Raw genomic sequence first — 16,631 nt, 5'->3', positions numbered from 1 at the left:
AGTTAACATGAAAGCCGTTATTCCAGTCGCAGGCTTAGGCACTAGAATGTTGCCTGCAACAAAAGCAATACCAAAAGAAATGCTACCCATAGTGGATAAGCCACTTATTCAATATGTGGTTGACGAAGCCGCTGCAGCAGGGATCAAAGAGATCGTTTTGGTTACTCACTCCAGTAAAAACTCGATTGAAAACCATTTCGATACTAGTTTTGAACTTGAAGCGACGCTAGAACAACGGGTAAAGAGACAGTTATTAGAAGAAGTGCAATCTATCTGTCCAAAAGGAATAACGATGATACAGGTCCGTCAAGGTGAAGCCAAAGGGCTTGGACATGCTATCAATTGTGCAGCACCGGTTATTGGCGATGAACCTTTTGTTGTCATGTTGCCTGATGTGTTAATTGATGCTGCTACTGCTGATCTAAGACAGGAAAATCTGGCCCAGATGATTGCACGTTTTGAGCAGCAAGGTTGTAGTCAAGTTATGGTTGAGCCTGTCGCGGAAGAGGTTGTGTCACAATTTGGTATTGTAGATATCGGCGGTGAAATGTTGGCTGCTGGTGAATCTAAACCTATGCACAACATGGTTGAAAAGCCGAAACCTGGCACGGCACCTTCAAACCTTGCCATCGTTGGCCGCTATGTTTTAAACAAGTCTATTTGGCCATTGTTGGCAAAAACGCCAGAGGGGGCAGGAGGAGAAATCCAATTGACCGATGCGATAGCAATGATGATGGAAACTGAGCAAGTACAAGCATATGCGCTTTGTGGTAAAAGCCATGATTGTGGCAGCAAGATTGGTTATTTGAAAGCGATTATAGAGCATGCTGTTCGTCGAGATGAATTTTCCAATGAACTGATGCAATTTATAACAAAGCTTGCAAAATGAGTGTGAAATTAATACTCTTTTATATAGTGAGTTAATTATGGGAGCTTTGCTCCCTTTTTATTATATGAGATATTGATGTTTAAAAAACACTCAGCGCTCGCTTTTTTTTTTCTTCTTATTTTGGGTTGCAGTTCACAAAACAGTGAGTTAACCATCGCCAAAAAAACCTCTGAATATTCACAGGAAGAAATTGAGCAAGTCATCAAGGAATGGAATGAATCGAAAGAGCAAATTAAACGCTTATTACAGTCTGAAAACGACTTAAATAAACTCATTACACTATTAGCTGCACAACAGCCGCTCCCATCTTCGGATGCGCTATTGAATGGCAACCCATCGGTGGTCTCTCATCGGGCTGAGGATAATACTACACAGAGATTTTATGCGGTACTCACACCAAGGCTCACACAAGCAGCTGCGGAGAAAGTTGTATTAAGGGTAAATAGAGCATTACCCACGTTAAATACAATTACAAATGTTGGTATAAGAACAGAGCAAAAGGCATTTGGGGAGCGTTTTATTGTTCAAATGGGGCCTTTGGAATCAAATAGGGCTGCGAGCGTGGTTTGTAAAATCCTGGAAAAATATAATGAAAAATGCGTTTCGGTTGAATATTGAACGTTTTGTTCTTTAGTTATCCGTTGGTTAGATGGGTCGTAAAATATATATAAAAATAACAAAAAATAACTAAAGTTTCTTAGTATCGTACCGATAAATATAATGGAAATCCTAATAATAAACCTGAAGGTAAAGGAAAGGTAAATGATAAATAAAATTAAGGTTAGTTTAATCACGCTATCTTTGCTAAGTGTGACTTCCGTTGCTGTTGCGTCTCAAAACAAAACGTTTAATGCCAGTGTTACGGTTCAGAATGCGTTTACACTGGAAAAAGTAAACGATCTTAAGTTTGGTACGATTCGAGCGATGGCTGAAAGCACCAAACAAGCAACTTTAACGCGTCCAGCAGATTCTACAGAAGCACTAGCTGCAACCTCTCAAGATGGTGCTCAAATTGGTATTTTAACAGATGACTCTTCTCCAGCGCAGTTTACAATTTCAGGTGTAACTCGCTATGCCAACATGAAAATATCACTACCAACCTTAACGGTTGACCATGATGGTGATGCAGGAACACCAGAAGTAGCAGCAATTGAGCTTGTTTCAGCTGAAGGCCCGAGTGACACGGCTAAATTTGAGCTTTTAAGCTTATCCTTATATGCGGTTGAGGGCCAGACACCAAACGCGGCGATTGAAAAAAATGGTGACGACGAATATGTGATTGCAGCGAATAATGAAGGTAAAGCTACTTTCAACGTTGGTGCATCTATTGGTACTGATAAAGATGGTGGAAGCTATTTAGATGATACATATTCAGCTACGGTAGCCATTACAGTATCTTACTAAGTTATGATATAGGCGATGATGTTTATCGCCTTTTTTGAGTGGTATGAAAGGATTAAAGTTTTTCGCGTTTGCTACAATGCTCTCAGGTATGAGCCATGCAAGCTCAATTGAGGTTCTTCAGAATCTTAATTTTGGCATTATTGTTGCTTATGAAAATTCGCGGGAAAGCATACTCAATATGACCCCTTATGGAGAAGTGTCGAGCACCAATGAGTTGTATATTTTCAAGCGTGGTGAACCTGCGGTTATTCAACTCAAGGGCTTTCCAGCCAATAAGCAAATTTATATCTCTGACTGTCGTTGTGAAGTAAAAATACAAAACCAGCACAGTAGTAACTTCTTTTTGATAAAGCGTCTGAATTTAGTTGATAAGGCTTTCACCGGTGTATATGGGGAAGCGGAAATAAAAATAGGCGCAATACTCGCAACGTCTGGCAATGGCCAACCTTATGTAGATGGAAGCTATACCGGTAAAGTGAGTATAGTAATTGAGTATTAATGAACTATGTATATCGCTGATTTAAAAGGGAGAATCTTGCGCTAGCTGTGTTGAAAATTTCTGCTTAGCCATGGGGAGGGTTTTATCGCCTACATGAAGAACAGTTAATTAGGCGAATAGGTATACTACAGAGGTAATGTGCCAATAATATGGGCTTAATGGTGAACACAAGGTAGCGCGTATCTAAAATGGATGCCATTTGGGCATGAGTTATATAACGCATACATTACTTAATAATTTGGTTTTAAATAAAAGAATATCATGAAGTATATCGTTTTTTTGTTCAGTGTTTTTGTGTCTGTATTTAGCACTTTCTCTTACGCTAACTTATTAATTTCTCCAACAAGAGTGGTATTTGACGAGCGTACTCGTACAGCCGAAATCGTCGTACTCAATAACTCCAGTGTATATCAAAGTTATCGTTTATCATGGGAAGAAAAACAAGCCTTACCCAGTGGTGGCTATAAGCTAATCCAAGAGGAAAATGTGATAAATCTGAGCTCAATGGCGAGAGTCAGCCCAAGCCAAATGAGGCTGGCACCAGGACAAAGACAGGTAGTCAAAATTGCACTGCGAAAGCCGAGGGCACTTGGCGCTGGAGAGTATCGCTCACATCTACTGTTTCAAGCGTTACCAAATGGAAATGACGGAAATGGTAATCAAGGAACAATTAAATTAGATATCGCGTTAAATTATTCTTTGCCTATTATGGCCCGACATAAAATCGACACACCTAACATAACGATTACCACAGTGGATGTAACCGATAAGGTGACAGTTGGATTGTCCAAAACCGGTGTTGCAAGTGCATTTGGTACCATTGAGGCATTTTTTAAGCCCCAAGGAGTTGCTTCTGCAAAGCGAGTGGCCATTACTGCAGATTATACGGTACATACCGAACTGGAACGCGCTCAAGCACAGCTAACACTATTACCTCGCGCTCGAATAAATGCTCCAGGAATATTAGAGGTCCGTTTTACTGGTTCAGGGGAGTACAAGCGCCATGTCTTTGCCGAAAAGACAGTAATACTGAAATAAACGCAGTTATTCATAGTTGTTGTATCACATGATGAAAAGTTAATAGCGATGCATTTCGGAAGTAAGCTAGTAATGGCATTGTGCTGTATTGCTACTGTGACCCCCTTGCAGGCGAAGCAAGACATTGATGTCCATGCGGTAGTGCGGGTGCTTAGTCAACTCGAAAGTACCTTGTCTGATATTAAGAAACCAGTACAGGCGGCACAAGCTGAGCTATATATTCCTGTCGGCGAATATTTATTTTTATCTACACACTTAAATGAGCGTCATTATATTGGCGAACTTATCGCGATAAAAAATGAACACTCTTTTTGGATAGAGCTGGAAAGCTTTGTCCAGATGATAGGCCTTGCTATAGAAATAAATGAGGCGGGGGCATCTGGCTGGCTAAAAGATCCTGACAACCGCTTTGCTATTGATTTGGCTCGCCAAGTTGTGTTTGTAAATGAGCAAGAATACAGCTTGCAGACAGAAGATATTTATATAGACCAAGATCAACTTTTCATAGAGTCTAACAGACTTAATGAATGGTTTGGTTTCTCACACACTGTAGATTATGGACGTCAAAGCTTGCAAGTGCAGAGTCAGTTTACCTATCCTGTTGAGGCGCAGATTGCACGCCAGTCAAGGGCGTTATCCAGAGAAAAATCAGACCGAGCGATACTTTACCCGAGGTCTGGATCGGGTTACCAAATGTTATCCGCGCCAGTTGCCGATATACAAGCAAGCTTTAGGCATAATCAAAATCAGAATGAATTGACTTATTCCGTACTTGGCTCACATGAGTTTGCGTATATGAAAGCTGATTACTATACCTTTGGCGAATATGATGACCACTTTAAACGTAACCGCCTTACATTTAGCCGTAAAAGTGAAAAGGGAGAGCTCCTAGGTATTGGTGCAACTGAAGTGCGAGTAGGTGATATCACTCCAGTTAATGTCAGTAGTTTGAGTACAGCAGGCTTCTCTGCTGGCATTAAATTATCGAATAGACCGATGAGCGCTTCATCAGCGAAGCGTAGTGTCAATATCACTGGAGAAATTCAACAAGGGTGGGATGTTGAACTATACCAAAATGGCGTGTTGCTTGCGCAAGAGTTAGACATTGAGAGTGGTGTATATGACTTTAGTGACGTTGAACTACAATATGGTGAAAATGAATTTGAAATCGTTAAATATGGCCCACAAGGTCAATTAACTCGTGCCAAGCAGGTCTACCAGTTTGATCCAAACTTGTCCTCCCACTCTGGTGAGTATGAATTCTCTTTAAATAAAGTTGGGCAGCGTCTTTTAGATAAGCAAAGTAATAGTGGCGATAACGGGTGGCGAGTTGCAGGCACTTATCGCACCAGTATTACTGATGGCCTATCGACCTATATTGGCGCTGAATCTCATATGGGGAGCGACGATGATACCGCTACTTATTCTGTTGGAAGTTACTATAACGGATTTCGAAACTGGCTGTTGAATATCGAGCATGAAGCAACCACTGAAGGTGAAAGTAAAAGTCAAATTTCAGGCAATACTCGAGTGTTAGGTCAAGCGTTGACTGCAAGTATAAGTCGTAATACGCGATCGAATTTTCAAGGGGATAGCGTTTCCAACAATGTATATCAACTAAACCTCTCAGGCCGGCTACATAACAGCTCGTTTGGGAGTTTGCGTCACAGAACACAATTTAGTGTCAATGACACGGCTGCAGGCCGGTTTACGCAGGTTGTAAATCGATTAAATTATGGGTTGGGTCGTTGGAATATTGGTAATCAGCTTACGTGGCGACAAAGTCTGCAATCAGAAGCTCTATTCGGCGCGACGCAAATTAGTGGCAGTTATGGCGAGACTTGGTATCGACTTGGTGCAGATTATCAGATTAATCCTGAAGCGGATTTCACTGATATATATGCTACCGTTACCCATCAAATAGATGACGATATTGAAGCGCGGGTGCGATTTGCTCACTCATTGCTTGACGATAGCGACTCTATAGAGTTTGGTTCAAACTTTAACTTTGAACGCTTTAGTCTGTTTAGCACCGCTTCTTATTCAAGTGAGCAACATTGGCAAGTTGCTGTCGCTGGAAGGTTTAGTCTTGGATACAATAGTCTATCCAGCAGTGTATTTTCCACTAAAAACACTTTATCTAATCGAGGCTCGCTAGTCGTTCGGGTCTTTTTAGACAAAAATAATAACAGTGTACTCGACGGTACAGATGAATTACTACCTGATGTCGAAGTGAGGGCCGTACACGCGTATCGCCGTGCTGTTACGGACGAAAATGGCGTTGCATTGCTAACTGGCTTGACCGAATATAGAGCCACAGATATTGAGCTTCAATCGACTTCACTGCCCGATCCTTTTATGATCCCAGCGCATGCTGGCAAGTCTATTGTACCTCGCGCTGGTTTTATAGAGCGGTTGGATTTCCCGATTGTTTATTCTAGTGAAGTAGAAGGTAAGGTATTTAAACAAGGTAAAGAAGAAGTTGCGTTTACTGAAGTGGCGCTGATTGATGAGCAGGGAGAAGAAGTTGCAACAACACGAACGCAGTTTGATGGCTTTTATGTATTCACAGATGTAAAGCCTGGCAACTATGAGGTAAAACTAGACCAAGAAATAACAGAGGCAAGAAACCTGAAAAGTGCGCAAAAAACGTTGGTGATTTTACCTTTACGAGGGGATGTGGTCAGTGGTGTTGATATTAACGTTATTCCAAAAGAAACAGAGCAGTTACAGGTTGCAAGCCTTGGTAAATTCAATGAACTTAATTTTTTGAAAGTGTATCTTCAACTTATCAAACCACGATTGATGGCTATAGAATCAATCCAACCATTTTATGTTCAAGATCAAGCGCACTATCTGCTTGGGGTAGCATTTAGCTCAGATCCAAAACAAGACTTGACAGCATTATGTTCGCAGGTGCTCGAACAGGGTATTAATTGTGATGTTAAAGCATTAGAGGTAGTACACTAAATGATAAAACCAGTATTTTCCATCACCAGCATAATATGCGTGCTCGCACTTCTATCTGGGTGTCAGAGTACAAAGCCAGAAGAAACAACAGTTAATTATGCAAAGATTACAGTGGAAGAATATCAGCAGATGCAAGAGGCCATTGCCCAGTGGCAAGAGGATAAAGTAGCAATTGCTAGGCTATTGGATGCGGAAAAAGATTTGCAAAAACTCATTCAAGCGCTGTCCGGTTACGTGTCAAATACAAAACCGGCTCAAGTAACTACCACTAAAAAACAGACTCCTTTGATTACACAAGCCAACGAGTCTCAGGCAGCAGTAGAAGAAGTCATCACACAAAATAGTTATCAACCAATAAAAACACAAGCTCAACCGGTTAGTGTGGACGACTCAATTGATACAAATAGTCAAAAAGTAGAATACAAATATGCCGTTCAGCTAGCTTCGTTAAACGGCAAAACACAAGTATTAGAGTTGACGTCGACACTAGAACAAACCCTCCCTGAATTGATAAAGAGCAAAGAAACTTTTTCGATTGAGACAGTTGATGGTAAAGGCGTTACGCGATACCGAGTTAAGTGGGGAGCCTTCGAGAACAAAGCGGCAGCACTGGATGCGTGCGACAAATTTAAACAGCATCGTCGAGCATGTTTTGTTACTGCATTTGGTGGAGAAAAACTTTCTCGTCTTTGAGTCACTGAAAATGAGCCGGTAATTAGTTGCCACTTTCTTGTCCACGAAAACCAGAAACAAGCGCTGGTTCCAATTGCGATAACAAAGCTTATGTGAAATACCAACGATAATGAACAACCAGCATCCTTATACCAATTTGAAGGAGTAAGTCTGACGCTAACAGCGTTAAAAATTTCTTATTTAGAACAGCTAAATAGCAAAATTTTTGCCTTGCCTACAGGACGTAGGTATCTCGGCGTGAACAGGACGCGGAAGCGGTGTTCTCGACAAGATTTTCTCACCTCAACATAGACCACTTAATTAAGAAAATTGGTATTAATTATTCCTACAGTTCGTAAAATCGCGCCGTCCATGTGGCGCGATTTTTGCTTAATCGTAAGTAAGATCAACGATGGCTGACGACAATGAAATATCTTGTATTCATTTTTGTATTTTGGCTTACCGCGTGCACGAGCAGTGAGCAAGTAGGCAAAAGAGAACTAACCCAGCAGCGAGAAATATTACCAGATTTTGATGGCTTTGGTGCACAACTAGCGGCTGAACTTGGGCAATATGTGCGACCTTTCAAACCGAACTCAACAGTAGCAGTGACTAGCTTTTTTAGGGCAAACCAATTAAATGACGTCATAGTGGGGCAAGGAAGTGGACTTGGTGTGGCGCTACAAGAGTCATTAATAACCCATTTGAGCCAAATGGGAGCTGATGTTGTTGAGTACAGATTAAGAAGCGCTTTATCTTTGAGTGACTCTGCCGATAGTATGTTAAGCAGAGAGTTAAAAGCGATAAATCAACGTCAGAAAATTGACCTGGTTGTAGTTGGTACGATAGTTGAGAGCCGTGACAGCTATTTGGTCAATGCTAGGCTTGTAGAAACACTTCACAGTCGGGCTCTATCCGCGGCATCGCTTAGTATTCCTAAATCGGCATTATGGGGCTCTGAGAGAGCCACGTCTCGAGATGGTCTTATCATACGCAGTCAATATTAATGGAGATGAGTGTAATGAAAAAAATATGTAGTCTGGCTTTGCCTCTTTCATTGATGGTTGGCTGTACTCAGAGTAACTTTTTCGCTGTAGATACAGCACAAACGGAGCCAGTGAGAAATGGCTTTGAACAATCGTCCATGTTTCAGAGTAATCCAAATGGATTAAAGCAGTTTTCTATATCTCAGCAAATGGCTGGGAAGAATGTGACCCATTATGTCCAAAGTATCATGCAAGATATGGTCACGAACCTGAAGCATGTAAATGAAAAGACGCCTGTCGCGGTAACTAGTTTTGTATTCTTAGACAAAGAGTTCGATAAAGGGTCGCTTCTCGGTAATCAGTTAGCTGAGAGTTTTATTCACGAATTACATGCTTTTGGGATCCCTGTTGTTGATTTTAAAACGACAGATTACATTCGCGTAACACCTGAAGGGGATTTTATCTTTAGCAGAGACTTTCTTGAATTATCAGATGATCATCCATTTTTATATGTACTTGGTGGCACGCTAGTTAATCACCAAGGTGGGGTAATGGTAAACGCCAGGGTTGTTGGTTTGAGAAGTAAGAGTGTTGTCGGTTCTGCCCAAGGGTTTTTACCACAAAGTGTGGTAAATGCGCTGCAAGATGGTGCTTCATATGATGGTATTCGCTTAGAGCAAGCCAATTAATTTGGAGGCAGAACATGAAAAATGTAGTACTTTTTGCAACCACATTGGCACTGCTAGGTGGGTGCAAAATGACACAAGAGCAATCTCCTGCACCGATTGAAACCAAGCCCAGTGATATGGAGCTTTTGTATGCGCTGATGGAAGAACAGTCAAATGATGACGCGACCCTGTCGCCAGTAACACAAGACATGGGTTTTATTAGCTATCGTCATCGTAAAGCTGTCGCAAACTATGCGAGTCAAATTGCGTTGGAATTATCAGACACCATTCTGGGGCAAAAACCTGAATCGATAGCTGTGGCAAGCTTTGTGAATTTCAATCAGTCTTTGCGTGACACCAATCAACTGGGTAATCAAATTGCTGAATCTCTCATTCATCAGATGCAAAAATTAGGCTATCAAGCTCTGGACTTTAAAGCACTGGGAAAAATAGAGGTAGCGCCAAGTGGTGACTTAGTATTTTCACGGGAAGCGCAAAGATTAAAGAGCGTCAAAGCACCAAGTCATATTCTGTCTGGTACCATGATTTATCGCCCCCGTGGGGTAGAAGTTAATGCGCGACTTCTTGAATTTTCAACAAACTTAGTGATAGCGACAACGGCAGTCACGATCCCTTACTTTATTTTAGATGGTGGGGCTACGGCATCAAGATAGGTGTACCGCTTTTAGCTTCCGATTATTAATGCCTTCAGATGAAGGCATTGTAATTAAGCTTATTCATTGCATACGATTATAGATTGTGTTTATTGAAGTGTGGCTAGAAGCGTGATAATTAAAAATTAGGTGTTATCGAGCAGTGCATCATAATTGCATGATTTTACTCTTTAAAAGTTCATAAAAATCAGTATACTAAGTTTCAGTCAGTGGAATTTTGCTGGTACATTTTGCGCCACAGTCTTCGCTGTCCCCATAGTTTAATGGATAAAACAAGGCCCTCCTAAGGCTTAGATGTAGGTTCGATTCCTACTGGGGACGCCATCTCAATAGTGGCTTATCTGTTACAATTTTCTCCACTCGTTATCGTCCGCTCTGTGTCTGAACCAAAAGGATGACATGCTCAATTTAAAGGGGTAAATCTGACCCTAATTGAGTTAACAATATCTTATGGCAGAATAATACCAATTTGACTTAAAACTTGCTCAATTAGAAGGAGTAAATCTGACGCTAACAGCGTTAAGAATTTCTTATTTAAAGCAACTAAATAGCAAAAACTCTCTTGGCTACCGACAAGCTTCTCTTGGCTACCGACAAGCTTCTCTTGGCTACCGACAAGCTTCTCTTGTCTTAACATAAACCACTTAATTAAGATCACTGATATTACTTTCCTGTCCGGAGGTACATCACGTAATTGAAAAATTGGTATCACAGGGCAAACAGGTCGTCTTTCTCTATGTGAATTTCAACTAAATCATTAATTTGAACATTGTTAAGCGGTCGCTGTTCTTGGTTTACAGCAATAGCTGTCTGGGCGTTGACTTGGATGACTTGCAATTTATTCAACGTTTTAACTTGACGCATAAAGACATTACCACCAGCGTCAGTAAGGGGGCTGCTATGTGCAATGCTCAACACTTGACCCTCTTCCAGCCCATGCATACGGCCTAAGTTAATCACAACTTGCTCGTCATCAATATGCAGTATTTTACCATGGGTGGGTAAGCAGGCGATGGCCGAGTTCAGATCGACGCTGACTTGGTTCAACACAGTTTGAATTTCAGCCGCATAATCAGTTTGCCAAAACTGTTCACTATATACATCAACTAATTTGGTCTTTTTAAAAGGCCATACTCCTTGAGTACCGTACCTTTGTTGCCAGACCTTTTCATGAGAAAGAGCATCAAACAGTATAAACTCTATTTTAAAGCTCCTTAGATACTTATCGCTTTGCCAAAATGCAAGGTCGTTGTTGAGTTTGTTGACGCTAGAAATATCTGAAATTTGACTAAGTAATACATACTGACTATTTGTGTTTGCTGTTACTGTTTCGATTAACTGCTCGTTGTAATCGAATCGTTGACTAAAAAATCGATTTACATCTATTTTTTGAGCAAAATAGGGCACCGGTTCAACGCTTTGATTCTGATCTGATAGGGTATGATAAAGGCGCTCGCTGACAATCTTGTTAATGTCAAAAATTTGACCCAAAGTAGCTTGATGCTTATTTTTGAGTTGACTTTGTGTTATTGCAATTTGCTTATTGTATGCACTGGTAGAGCATTGACTTTGTTGTGGGGTGATATCGATATGTAGTGTTACTTGCCAAGCATCACCCACTCTTGATTCTGCAATTACATTAGCACCCTGAATTTCACCATTAGCGCGTATTTTCAACTGATCTTGCGTAAGCACACCGTCGGTGACGGTTTGCACACTGCTTACGGTTGCACCAGAAAAAAGTAGTGCTTGGGTGATGGCATCATTAACAGCCTGCTTTTTTGCTTTCTGATGGTCGCCATTTTTTATATCAGCCACCCCAGTCACCTCAAACCATTCTGCGTGAGATGGAATGTGGAATACCATACATATAAATGAAAGGCTCAGTGCGAATTGCGTTTTCATACTCAGATACTCAGTGTTAAGACTACTTATTACAACAGCAATACCTATGCCAAATTGTGGCAAGATTCGTGCATAATACTTATCAGTGAATTATTCATATCAATGATTGCTACTATTACCATGCTAGCAGATGGTAATAAGAATTGTATCAGGGCAGTAGTAGCACATCGATACATAGTGGAGAGAAGCAAAATGCGTATCATCAGTCCTAATAATGCTTGGATTATGGTTTGTGCTCTGGTTTTGCTTGGCGGTTGTTCAAGCATGATCGATAAGCATATTGAATATGAGACAGTCCAGCCTGATACTTTCCCAGTGCTACGTGCTGTTGGGTATGCGCCGTTAAGTGCCCAGCCTGGAAATACTGCTGGTGAAAAACAGTTAATGGCGATTAAAGTTTCAAAGCTAGAAGCATATCGAGAGCTTGCCGAACAGTTGTACGGTCAAAAGTTAACATCAACTACGACTGTCAAAGGTGCCATAGCACAAAATGATGGCTTAAAAAGCCAAGTAAATGGGTTAGTGAGAGGGGCAAAAGTGCTGAAGAGTTACGCAGTGGGAGATACATACGCTACCGAACTCGAGCTGGATATGAAGCGGGTGTATGATCTATACATCACGCAAGTTAAGCCGCAAAAGATTAAAAAAGTGTCGTATAGCTTCAAATAGCATAAATTTGCGTGTAACTACCCTGAGGTTTGGATAAGGGATGTTCTAACTCGTTGCTGCTAACGCACAACTTAATATTTCTCTTGTCTAGCCAGAGGGTTCTAGGCAAACGCATCGCTTCCGTGTCCTGCTCTCGCTAAGGTCCCTACGTCTTGAAGGCAAGGTAATACCAATTTGACGCTAACAGCTTTAAAAATTTCTTATTTAGAACAACTAAATAAGAAATTTTCGCCTAGTTATCGACAAGATTTGCTTGCCTCAAAATAGACTACTTAATTAAGAAAATTGGTATAAATTTACGCACCAATCGCTGACTATTGAAAGTGAACTCAGCGTACAGCTAGCGCTAAAACTAGCCGCTAGAAACGAATTAATTGTTTGAAGTTCGGGTTAACTACCTATAGCCAAGTGCTTTACTGTTTTTATTAGAACATGGACAAGGTTCTAATAATACGGAGTGCAACTCTTTATAGGAGCGGGGCGACGTTAAATTAGAGCATAAGGCGTGTTTAGGTAAAAAGTGCCAATTAAGCTTTAAGGTTCCTTACCAGTTCACCATCACTGCTCTTGACGTTGCCATCTTGACCATAAGTGACGGATGTTGGTGCACCAATTAAAATACTCTTTAGCTCTCTTGTGCTGACGTTGGCTTGATGAGCTGTTTTGGCGTTAACTTCATTTTTGGTCTGACATTCGGCAAGTAACGCGCGTACTTTACTCACCAAGGGCACTATCTCAGCGTGCTGAAATACTTTAGGGTCTGTCTGCGCTAGCTCCTTATCGAGCTTTTGAAGTTTGGATATATAAGAGAGTTTTTCCCGTGCAACCTCTTTGAGGTGGTCGCCACGGCGAGAGGCTAGTTCATCAAGCTCACGCGCCAGAAGCTGGGTCATCGCTTCTAGCGTTACAATTTGTTCAGAAAGTTTGTGGTGGCAAAGCCGAACCAAATTATCCATATATTTCAAACTCAAATGCAGCTATGTTCTTCGCCAGTTTTTCGGCATCAACTTGGTATTTGCCTTCAGCTATCGCTTTTTTCAGCTCTTCGACTTTCTTGTCATCGAAGCCTGAAGACTGCTGTGCCTTTTCATTCACTGTTTTTAATTGCTGTGCTTGTGGTGTTAGACTGACGGAATCTGCCGCAGCTTTTGGGGTAGCGGGCGCTTTAGCCGCTGTAGCACTGGCCTCATTTCGTTGCAATTCAGCTTTTTGCTGTTTAACGTTGTTTGCAACGGTGGAGGACTGATTTTGACCGTTAACTTGATTGACCATGATTATAGACCCAATAATATTATACTCTCAGCCATAATATCGGCGCGAAATAGTATTACTTTAGCAAATTTTTCATAAATTCACCTCTACTGTTTCCACTTCTATTACTCTAGCACGTAAGGTTTTGCCTGAGCGAGTATTTTTCACAGTAATTAGTTCACCCCTGTTGCCATCTTGCATTGCCTCACCTTGAGTTTTAATAACAAGCCCCCCTGATTTGGCAAAAATAGTTACATTGTCGCCTTTGCAAACCATACAAATATGTGACTGTGTAAATGCTTGCCCTTCACGGATGTTTCTTTTACTGCGACTACCAATTAATAAGGTTTGGTCTTCTATATATGAAACTCGGCGAAACCGTTTAGGCTGCATTTCGACTTTAATGTCATCTTCCGTTATCACTCTACCTTTTTCTAGCATGGTCGCGCTAACTAACACTGGAAACAAGTGTTCAATGCGCACATGCACATACTGTGTCCACCCTTGTAAATCATCACATTTTATTTGAACAGTAACTTGGGTATTAAATGGTGGTGTCGCTGCTGTGCTGTGTACCAGTGGTGCTTGACACACTCTAGTGGGGATTCTTGAGTCAAGTGGTATAGCAAATATTGATAGTTGGCTATCAGGGTCAAGTTCTACCTGTGGAGCAACAAAATCGACAGCAGTTTGTTCCAAGGCTTTGTTGTCATATTGCTGACAGTGGCCATATCCTATGCTTATAAAATGAGCGAACAAACAAAAAAGTTGAATGTAACGGGTTTTTTTTAACAAACTCATGATGTTTCGACTATGCTTATGGGGTGAAACAAGGTATAAAGATTCTGCTTTAATAACTGCACCTAATCAAGGGTGGTAAACCATATCAGAGTCGAAGCAAAGATCGTTCCGATTAGCGGTTTATACAGTAGGAGATTGAAATGGCAGGTATTTTAGACTCGGTTAACCAACGAACACAACTGGTTGGTCAAAACCGTCTCGAGCTATTACTTTTTCGGCTTCAAGGTCGACAACGCTTCGGCATCAATGTGTTTAAAGTCCGGGAAGTGCTGCAATGCCCAGCACTCACGAGTATGCCAAAGTCAAACCCTCTAATCAGGGGGGTAGCCCATATTCGTGGTCAAACTATTTCTGTGATAGACATGTCACTTGCAGTAGGTGGGCCACCTATTCAGGATATTCGCAATTGTTTTATTGTTATTGCTGAGTACAACCGTTCCGTTCAGGGCTTTTTAGTTAGTGCTGTTGAGCGTATCGTCAACATGAACTGGGAAAAAATAATGCCGCCACCGTCTGGTGCAGGCCGTTATTCGTACCTGACAGCGGTAACTGAAATTGAAAATGAATTAGTTGAAATTTTAGATGTAGAAAAGATTCTCAATGAGATCTGTCCAATCAATACAGAAGTGAGTGCCGATATTGTATCTGATGGTGAGATGCAAAAAGATCTTGGTGAACGTATAGTATTCATTGCTGACGACTCAGCTGTGGCTCGTAATCAGGTAAAACGTGCGCTTGAGCCTCTGGGTGTTCAAACCGAGCTGGCTAAAAATGGTAAGGAGGCGTTAATCAGATTACGAGAGATAGCAGAAGTAGACTGTCAAAATAATGTCACTGAGCGCGTTGGATTATTAATTTCTGATGTTGAAATGCCTGAAATGGACGGCTATACATTAACAGCAGAAATAAAAGCGGATCCGAAATTAGCGCCATTGCATGTAATACTTCATACTTCATTGAGTGGTGTATTTAATCAAGCGATGATAGAAAAAGTCGGCGCTGATGATTTTATTGCAAAGTTTAACCCTGATGAGTTGGCAGCAGCGGTTAAAAAATGGGTTCACTGTGATTAAAGCTGGTGGTAGCACTTGGAAAATAAGCATTTAGAGCAAAAAGAGTACGATCAATTTAGAACTTTTTTGGAACAACAGTGCGGTATTGTGCTGGGTGACAATAAGTTATACTTGGTTAAAAGTAGGTTAGCCCCTCTTATGGCTCGTTTCGGTGTGGAAACGCTTTCATCTTTAGTGGCTAAAACGCTTAGTCCACATGAGCGGCAACTGCGTGCCGCCGTGGTTGATGCAATGACCACAAATGAAACGCTTTGGTTCCGCGACACTTACCCATTTGAGCTAATCAAAACCAAAATTTTGCCAGAGTTTAAAGACTTAAGGCGACCGGTAAAGATTTGGTCTGCTGCCAGTTCGTCAGGACAGGAACCGTATTCGATAGCGATGTCGGCGAATGAATATACAAGCAAGAGCCCAGGCTCGCTGAAGATGGGTGTACAAATTGTAGGCACTGATATATCTAACACTATGTTAGATATGTGCAAGAACGCGGAATATGATGCACTTGCACTAGCCAGAGGCTTATCCCCAGAGCGCAGAAAGAAATTTTTCACTGATAGTGGTAATGGCATGGCAAAGGTGGTTGAGCCAATCCGCAAAATGGTGAGCTTTAGGCATTTGAACCTACTTGATTCTTATGCGCTGATGGGAAAGTTTGATGTGATATTCTGTCGCAACGTGCTGATTTACTTTGCACCTGAGGTGAAGGCAAAAATAATTTCGCAGTTTGCGCAATCACTTAATCCAAATGGGTATTTGTTTTTGGGAGCCTCAGAGTCAATGGCCGGGTTAAGCGATGACTTCAACATGATCAGGTGTAATCCTGGTATCATTTATCAGAAGAAAGCTTAACACAATAATGGCAGCAGGGAAGCTTGCCTGTTGATTTATTGCGGTACAAAAACGCTGTACCCAGCAGGTGCCTTAAACTTTGACAACAACTTCACTAACTGTAACAGCCTCTTTCATCTAGTGAGCTATTTTTAGACTCTAAATTCTTACTGATAATATTAATCCACTTAACCAATTTGAGCTCGAAATAATAACTTATTATCCAGCCGCTGTGATCCCTAATACCAATTACCTTAATTAAGAGGTCTATTTTCAGGCGAGAAAATCTTGTCAATAACCGTCT

At 41.2% G+C, this 16,631-nt stretch carries 18 protein-coding genes and 1 tRNA gene; 14 read left to right on the top strand and 5 right to left on the bottom strand.

The features are described from left to right. The first annotated feature begins 7 nt into the window (after window positions 1–7). The 11 genes from galU to HUZ36_RS02435 all read left to right on the top strand — a co-directional run bounded on the left by galU (window position 8) and on the right by HUZ36_RS02435 (window position 10,124). Entirely contained in the window at window positions 8–889 is an 882-nt protein-coding gene (gene galU / locus HUZ36_RS02485; protein ID WP_147390946.1) for a UTP--glucose-1-phosphate uridylyltransferase GalU, read from the top strand. A gap of 75 nt (window positions 890–964) precedes the next feature. Continuing rightward, complete coding sequence (locus HUZ36_RS02480) at window positions 965–1,507, top strand: hypothetical protein (protein WP_176031905.1); 543 nt, start codon at window positions 965–967, stop codon at window positions 1,505–1,507. Window positions 1,508–1,651: 144 nt separating this feature from the next. Then, a complete protein-coding gene (locus HUZ36_RS02475; protein WP_147390944.1) occupies window positions 1,652–2,293 on the top strand; it encodes a DUF4402 domain-containing protein in 642 nt (213 codons plus the stop codon). Between the two features lie 43 nt (window positions 2,294–2,336). Then, window positions 2,337–2,792, top strand: a complete 456-nt coding sequence (locus HUZ36_RS02470) for a DUF4402 domain-containing protein (protein ID WP_176031904.1) — start codon at window positions 2,337–2,339, stop codon at window positions 2,790–2,792. Window positions 2,793–3,053: 261 nt separating this feature from the next. After that, window positions 3,054–3,830, top strand: coding sequence for a fimbrial biogenesis chaperone (locus HUZ36_RS02465; RefSeq protein ID WP_176031903.1), 777 nt, complete (start codon window positions 3,054–3,056; stop codon window positions 3,828–3,830). Between the two features lie 72 nt (window positions 3,831–3,902). Beyond that, a complete protein-coding gene (locus HUZ36_RS02460; protein WP_176031902.1) occupies window positions 3,903–6,800 on the top strand; it encodes an SdrD B-like domain-containing protein in 2,898 nt (965 codons plus the stop codon). Further along, on the top strand, window positions 6,801–7,493 hold the full coding sequence (locus HUZ36_RS02455; protein ID WP_176031901.1) for an SPOR domain-containing protein: 693 nt from the start codon (window positions 6,801–6,803) through the stop codon (window positions 7,491–7,493). Between the two features lie 404 nt (window positions 7,494–7,897). Next, window positions 7,898–8,479, top strand: a complete 582-nt coding sequence (locus tag HUZ36_RS02450; RefSeq protein WP_128732342.1) for a FlgO family outer membrane protein — start codon at window positions 7,898–7,900, stop codon at window positions 8,477–8,479. Between the two features lie 14 nt (window positions 8,480–8,493). Continuing rightward, window positions 8,494–9,147 (top strand): FlgO family outer membrane protein, encoded by a 654-nt coding sequence (locus HUZ36_RS02445; protein ID WP_128732341.1) that lies wholly within the window; start codon window positions 8,494–8,496, stop codon window positions 9,145–9,147. A 14-nt stretch (window positions 9,148–9,161) separates the two neighbouring features. Continuing rightward, on the top strand, window positions 9,162–9,800 hold the full coding sequence (locus HUZ36_RS02440; RefSeq protein ID WP_128732340.1) for a FlgO family outer membrane protein: 639 nt from the start codon (window positions 9,162–9,164) through the stop codon (window positions 9,798–9,800). 249 nt (window positions 9,801–10,049) lie between these two features. Then, window positions 10,050–10,124 (top strand) — tRNA-Arg (locus tag HUZ36_RS02435). A 124-nt stretch (window positions 10,125–10,248) separates the two neighbouring features. On the opposite strand, the gene HUZ36_RS02430 is transcribed toward HUZ36_RS02435, so the two are convergent. Then, the gene (locus HUZ36_RS02430; protein WP_176031805.1) at window positions 10,249–10,437 is read right to left on the bottom strand and encodes a hypothetical protein; all 189 of its coding nucleotides are present in this window, start codon (window positions 10,435–10,437) and stop codon (window positions 10,249–10,251) included. A gap of 71 nt (window positions 10,438–10,508) precedes the next feature. Beyond that, window positions 10,509–11,705, bottom strand: coding sequence for a flagellar assembly protein T N-terminal domain-containing protein (locus HUZ36_RS02425; protein ID WP_176031900.1), 1,197 nt, complete (start codon window positions 11,703–11,705; stop codon window positions 10,509–10,511). Between the two features lie 192 nt (window positions 11,706–11,897). Here HUZ36_RS02425 and HUZ36_RS02420 point away from each other — a divergent pair, with 192 nt between their 5' ends. Continuing rightward, a complete protein-coding gene (locus HUZ36_RS02420) occupies window positions 11,898–12,374 on the top strand; it encodes an LPP20 family lipoprotein (protein WP_128732337.1) in 477 nt (158 codons plus the stop codon). A gap of 527 nt (window positions 12,375–12,901) precedes the next feature. Here HUZ36_RS02420 and flgN read toward each other — a convergent pair. From flgN to flgA, 3 genes are all read right to left on the bottom strand, one after another. Beyond that, complete coding sequence (gene flgN / locus HUZ36_RS02415) at window positions 12,902–13,330, bottom strand: flagellar protein FlgN (protein ID WP_176031899.1); 429 nt, start codon at window positions 13,328–13,330, stop codon at window positions 12,902–12,904. Further along, entirely contained in the window at window positions 13,323–13,646 is a 324-nt protein-coding gene (flgM, locus tag HUZ36_RS02410) for a flagellar biosynthesis anti-sigma factor FlgM (RefSeq protein ID WP_125252075.1), read from the bottom strand. Before flgM ends, flgN begins: the two co-directional genes overlap by 8 nt. A gap of 72 nt (window positions 13,647–13,718) precedes the next feature. Continuing rightward, entirely contained in the window at window positions 13,719–14,426 is a 708-nt protein-coding gene (gene flgA, locus HUZ36_RS02405; RefSeq protein WP_176031898.1) for a flagellar basal body P-ring formation chaperone FlgA, read from the bottom strand. A gap of 140 nt (window positions 14,427–14,566) precedes the next feature. Between flgA and HUZ36_RS02400 the strand changes: the two genes are divergently transcribed. Further along, a complete protein-coding gene (locus HUZ36_RS02400; protein ID WP_125252073.1) occupies window positions 14,567–15,499 on the top strand; it encodes a chemotaxis protein CheV in 933 nt (310 codons plus the stop codon). Window positions 15,500–15,514: 15 nt separating this feature from the next. Beyond that, window positions 15,515–16,348: a CheR family methyltransferase gene (locus HUZ36_RS02395; RefSeq protein WP_176031897.1), complete on the top strand. Its 834-nt coding sequence runs from the start codon at window positions 15,515–15,517 to the stop codon at window positions 16,346–16,348. The last annotated feature ends 283 nt before the right edge of the window (window positions 16,349–16,631 follow it).

The sequence above is a fragment of the Pseudoalteromonas sp. McH1-7 genome, from assembly GCF_013366255.1.
GTDB classification, from domain to species: domain Bacteria; phylum Pseudomonadota; class Gammaproteobacteria; order Enterobacterales; family Alteromonadaceae; genus Pseudoalteromonas; species Pseudoalteromonas peptidolytica.
This window is presented reverse-complemented; position numbering and strand designations above follow the sequence as displayed.

Coding starts and splice junctions, on each gene's coding strand:
- HUZ36_RS02445 (WP_128732341.1), top strand. CDS start 8,494: ATGAAAAAAATATGTAGTCTGGCTTTGCCTCTTTCATTGATGGTTGGC.
- HUZ36_RS02400 (WP_125252073.1), top strand. CDS start 14,567: ATGGCAGGTATTTTAGACTCGGTTAACCAACGAACACAACTGGTTGGT.
- HUZ36_RS02470 (WP_176031904.1), top strand. CDS start 2,337: ATGAAAGGATTAAAGTTTTTCGCGTTTGCTACAATGCTCTCAGGTATG.
- HUZ36_RS02425 (WP_176031900.1), bottom strand. CDS start 11,705: ATGAAAACGCAATTCGCACTGAGCCTTTCATTTATATGTATGGTATTC.
- HUZ36_RS02475 (WP_147390944.1), top strand. CDS start 1,652: ATGATAAATAAAATTAAGGTTAGTTTAATCACGCTATCTTTGCTAAGT.
- flgN (WP_176031899.1), bottom strand. CDS start 13,330: ATGGATAATTTGGTTCGGCTTTGCCACCACAAACTTTCTGAACAAATT.
- HUZ36_RS02440 (WP_128732340.1), top strand. CDS start 9,162: ATGAAAAATGTAGTACTTTTTGCAACCACATTGGCACTGCTAGGTGGG.
- galU (WP_147390946.1), top strand. CDS start 8: ATGAAAGCCGTTATTCCAGTCGCAGGCTTAGGCACTAGAATGTTGCCT.
- flgA (WP_176031898.1), bottom strand. CDS start 14,426: ATGAGTTTGTTAAAAAAAACCCGTTACATTCAACTTTTTTGTTTGTTC.
- HUZ36_RS02455 (WP_176031901.1), top strand. CDS start 6,801: ATGATAAAACCAGTATTTTCCATCACCAGCATAATATGCGTGCTCGCA.
- HUZ36_RS02420 (WP_128732337.1), top strand. CDS start 11,898: ATGCGTATCATCAGTCCTAATAATGCTTGGATTATGGTTTGTGCTCTG.
- HUZ36_RS02480 (WP_176031905.1), top strand. CDS start 965: ATGTTTAAAAAACACTCAGCGCTCGCTTTTTTTTTTCTTCTTATTTTG.
- HUZ36_RS02460 (WP_176031902.1), top strand. CDS start 3,903: ATGGCATTGTGCTGTATTGCTACTGTGACCCCCTTGCAGGCGAAGCAA.
- HUZ36_RS02450 (WP_128732342.1), top strand. CDS start 7,898: ATGAAATATCTTGTATTCATTTTTGTATTTTGGCTTACCGCGTGCACG.
- HUZ36_RS02465 (WP_176031903.1), top strand. CDS start 3,054: ATGAAGTATATCGTTTTTTTGTTCAGTGTTTTTGTGTCTGTATTTAGC.
- flgM (WP_125252075.1), bottom strand. CDS start 13,646: ATGGTCAATCAAGTTAACGGTCAAAATCAGTCCTCCACCGTTGCAAAC.
- HUZ36_RS02430 (WP_176031805.1), bottom strand. CDS start 10,437: ATGTTAAGACAAGAGAAGCTTGTCGGTAGCCAAGAGAAGCTTGTCGGT.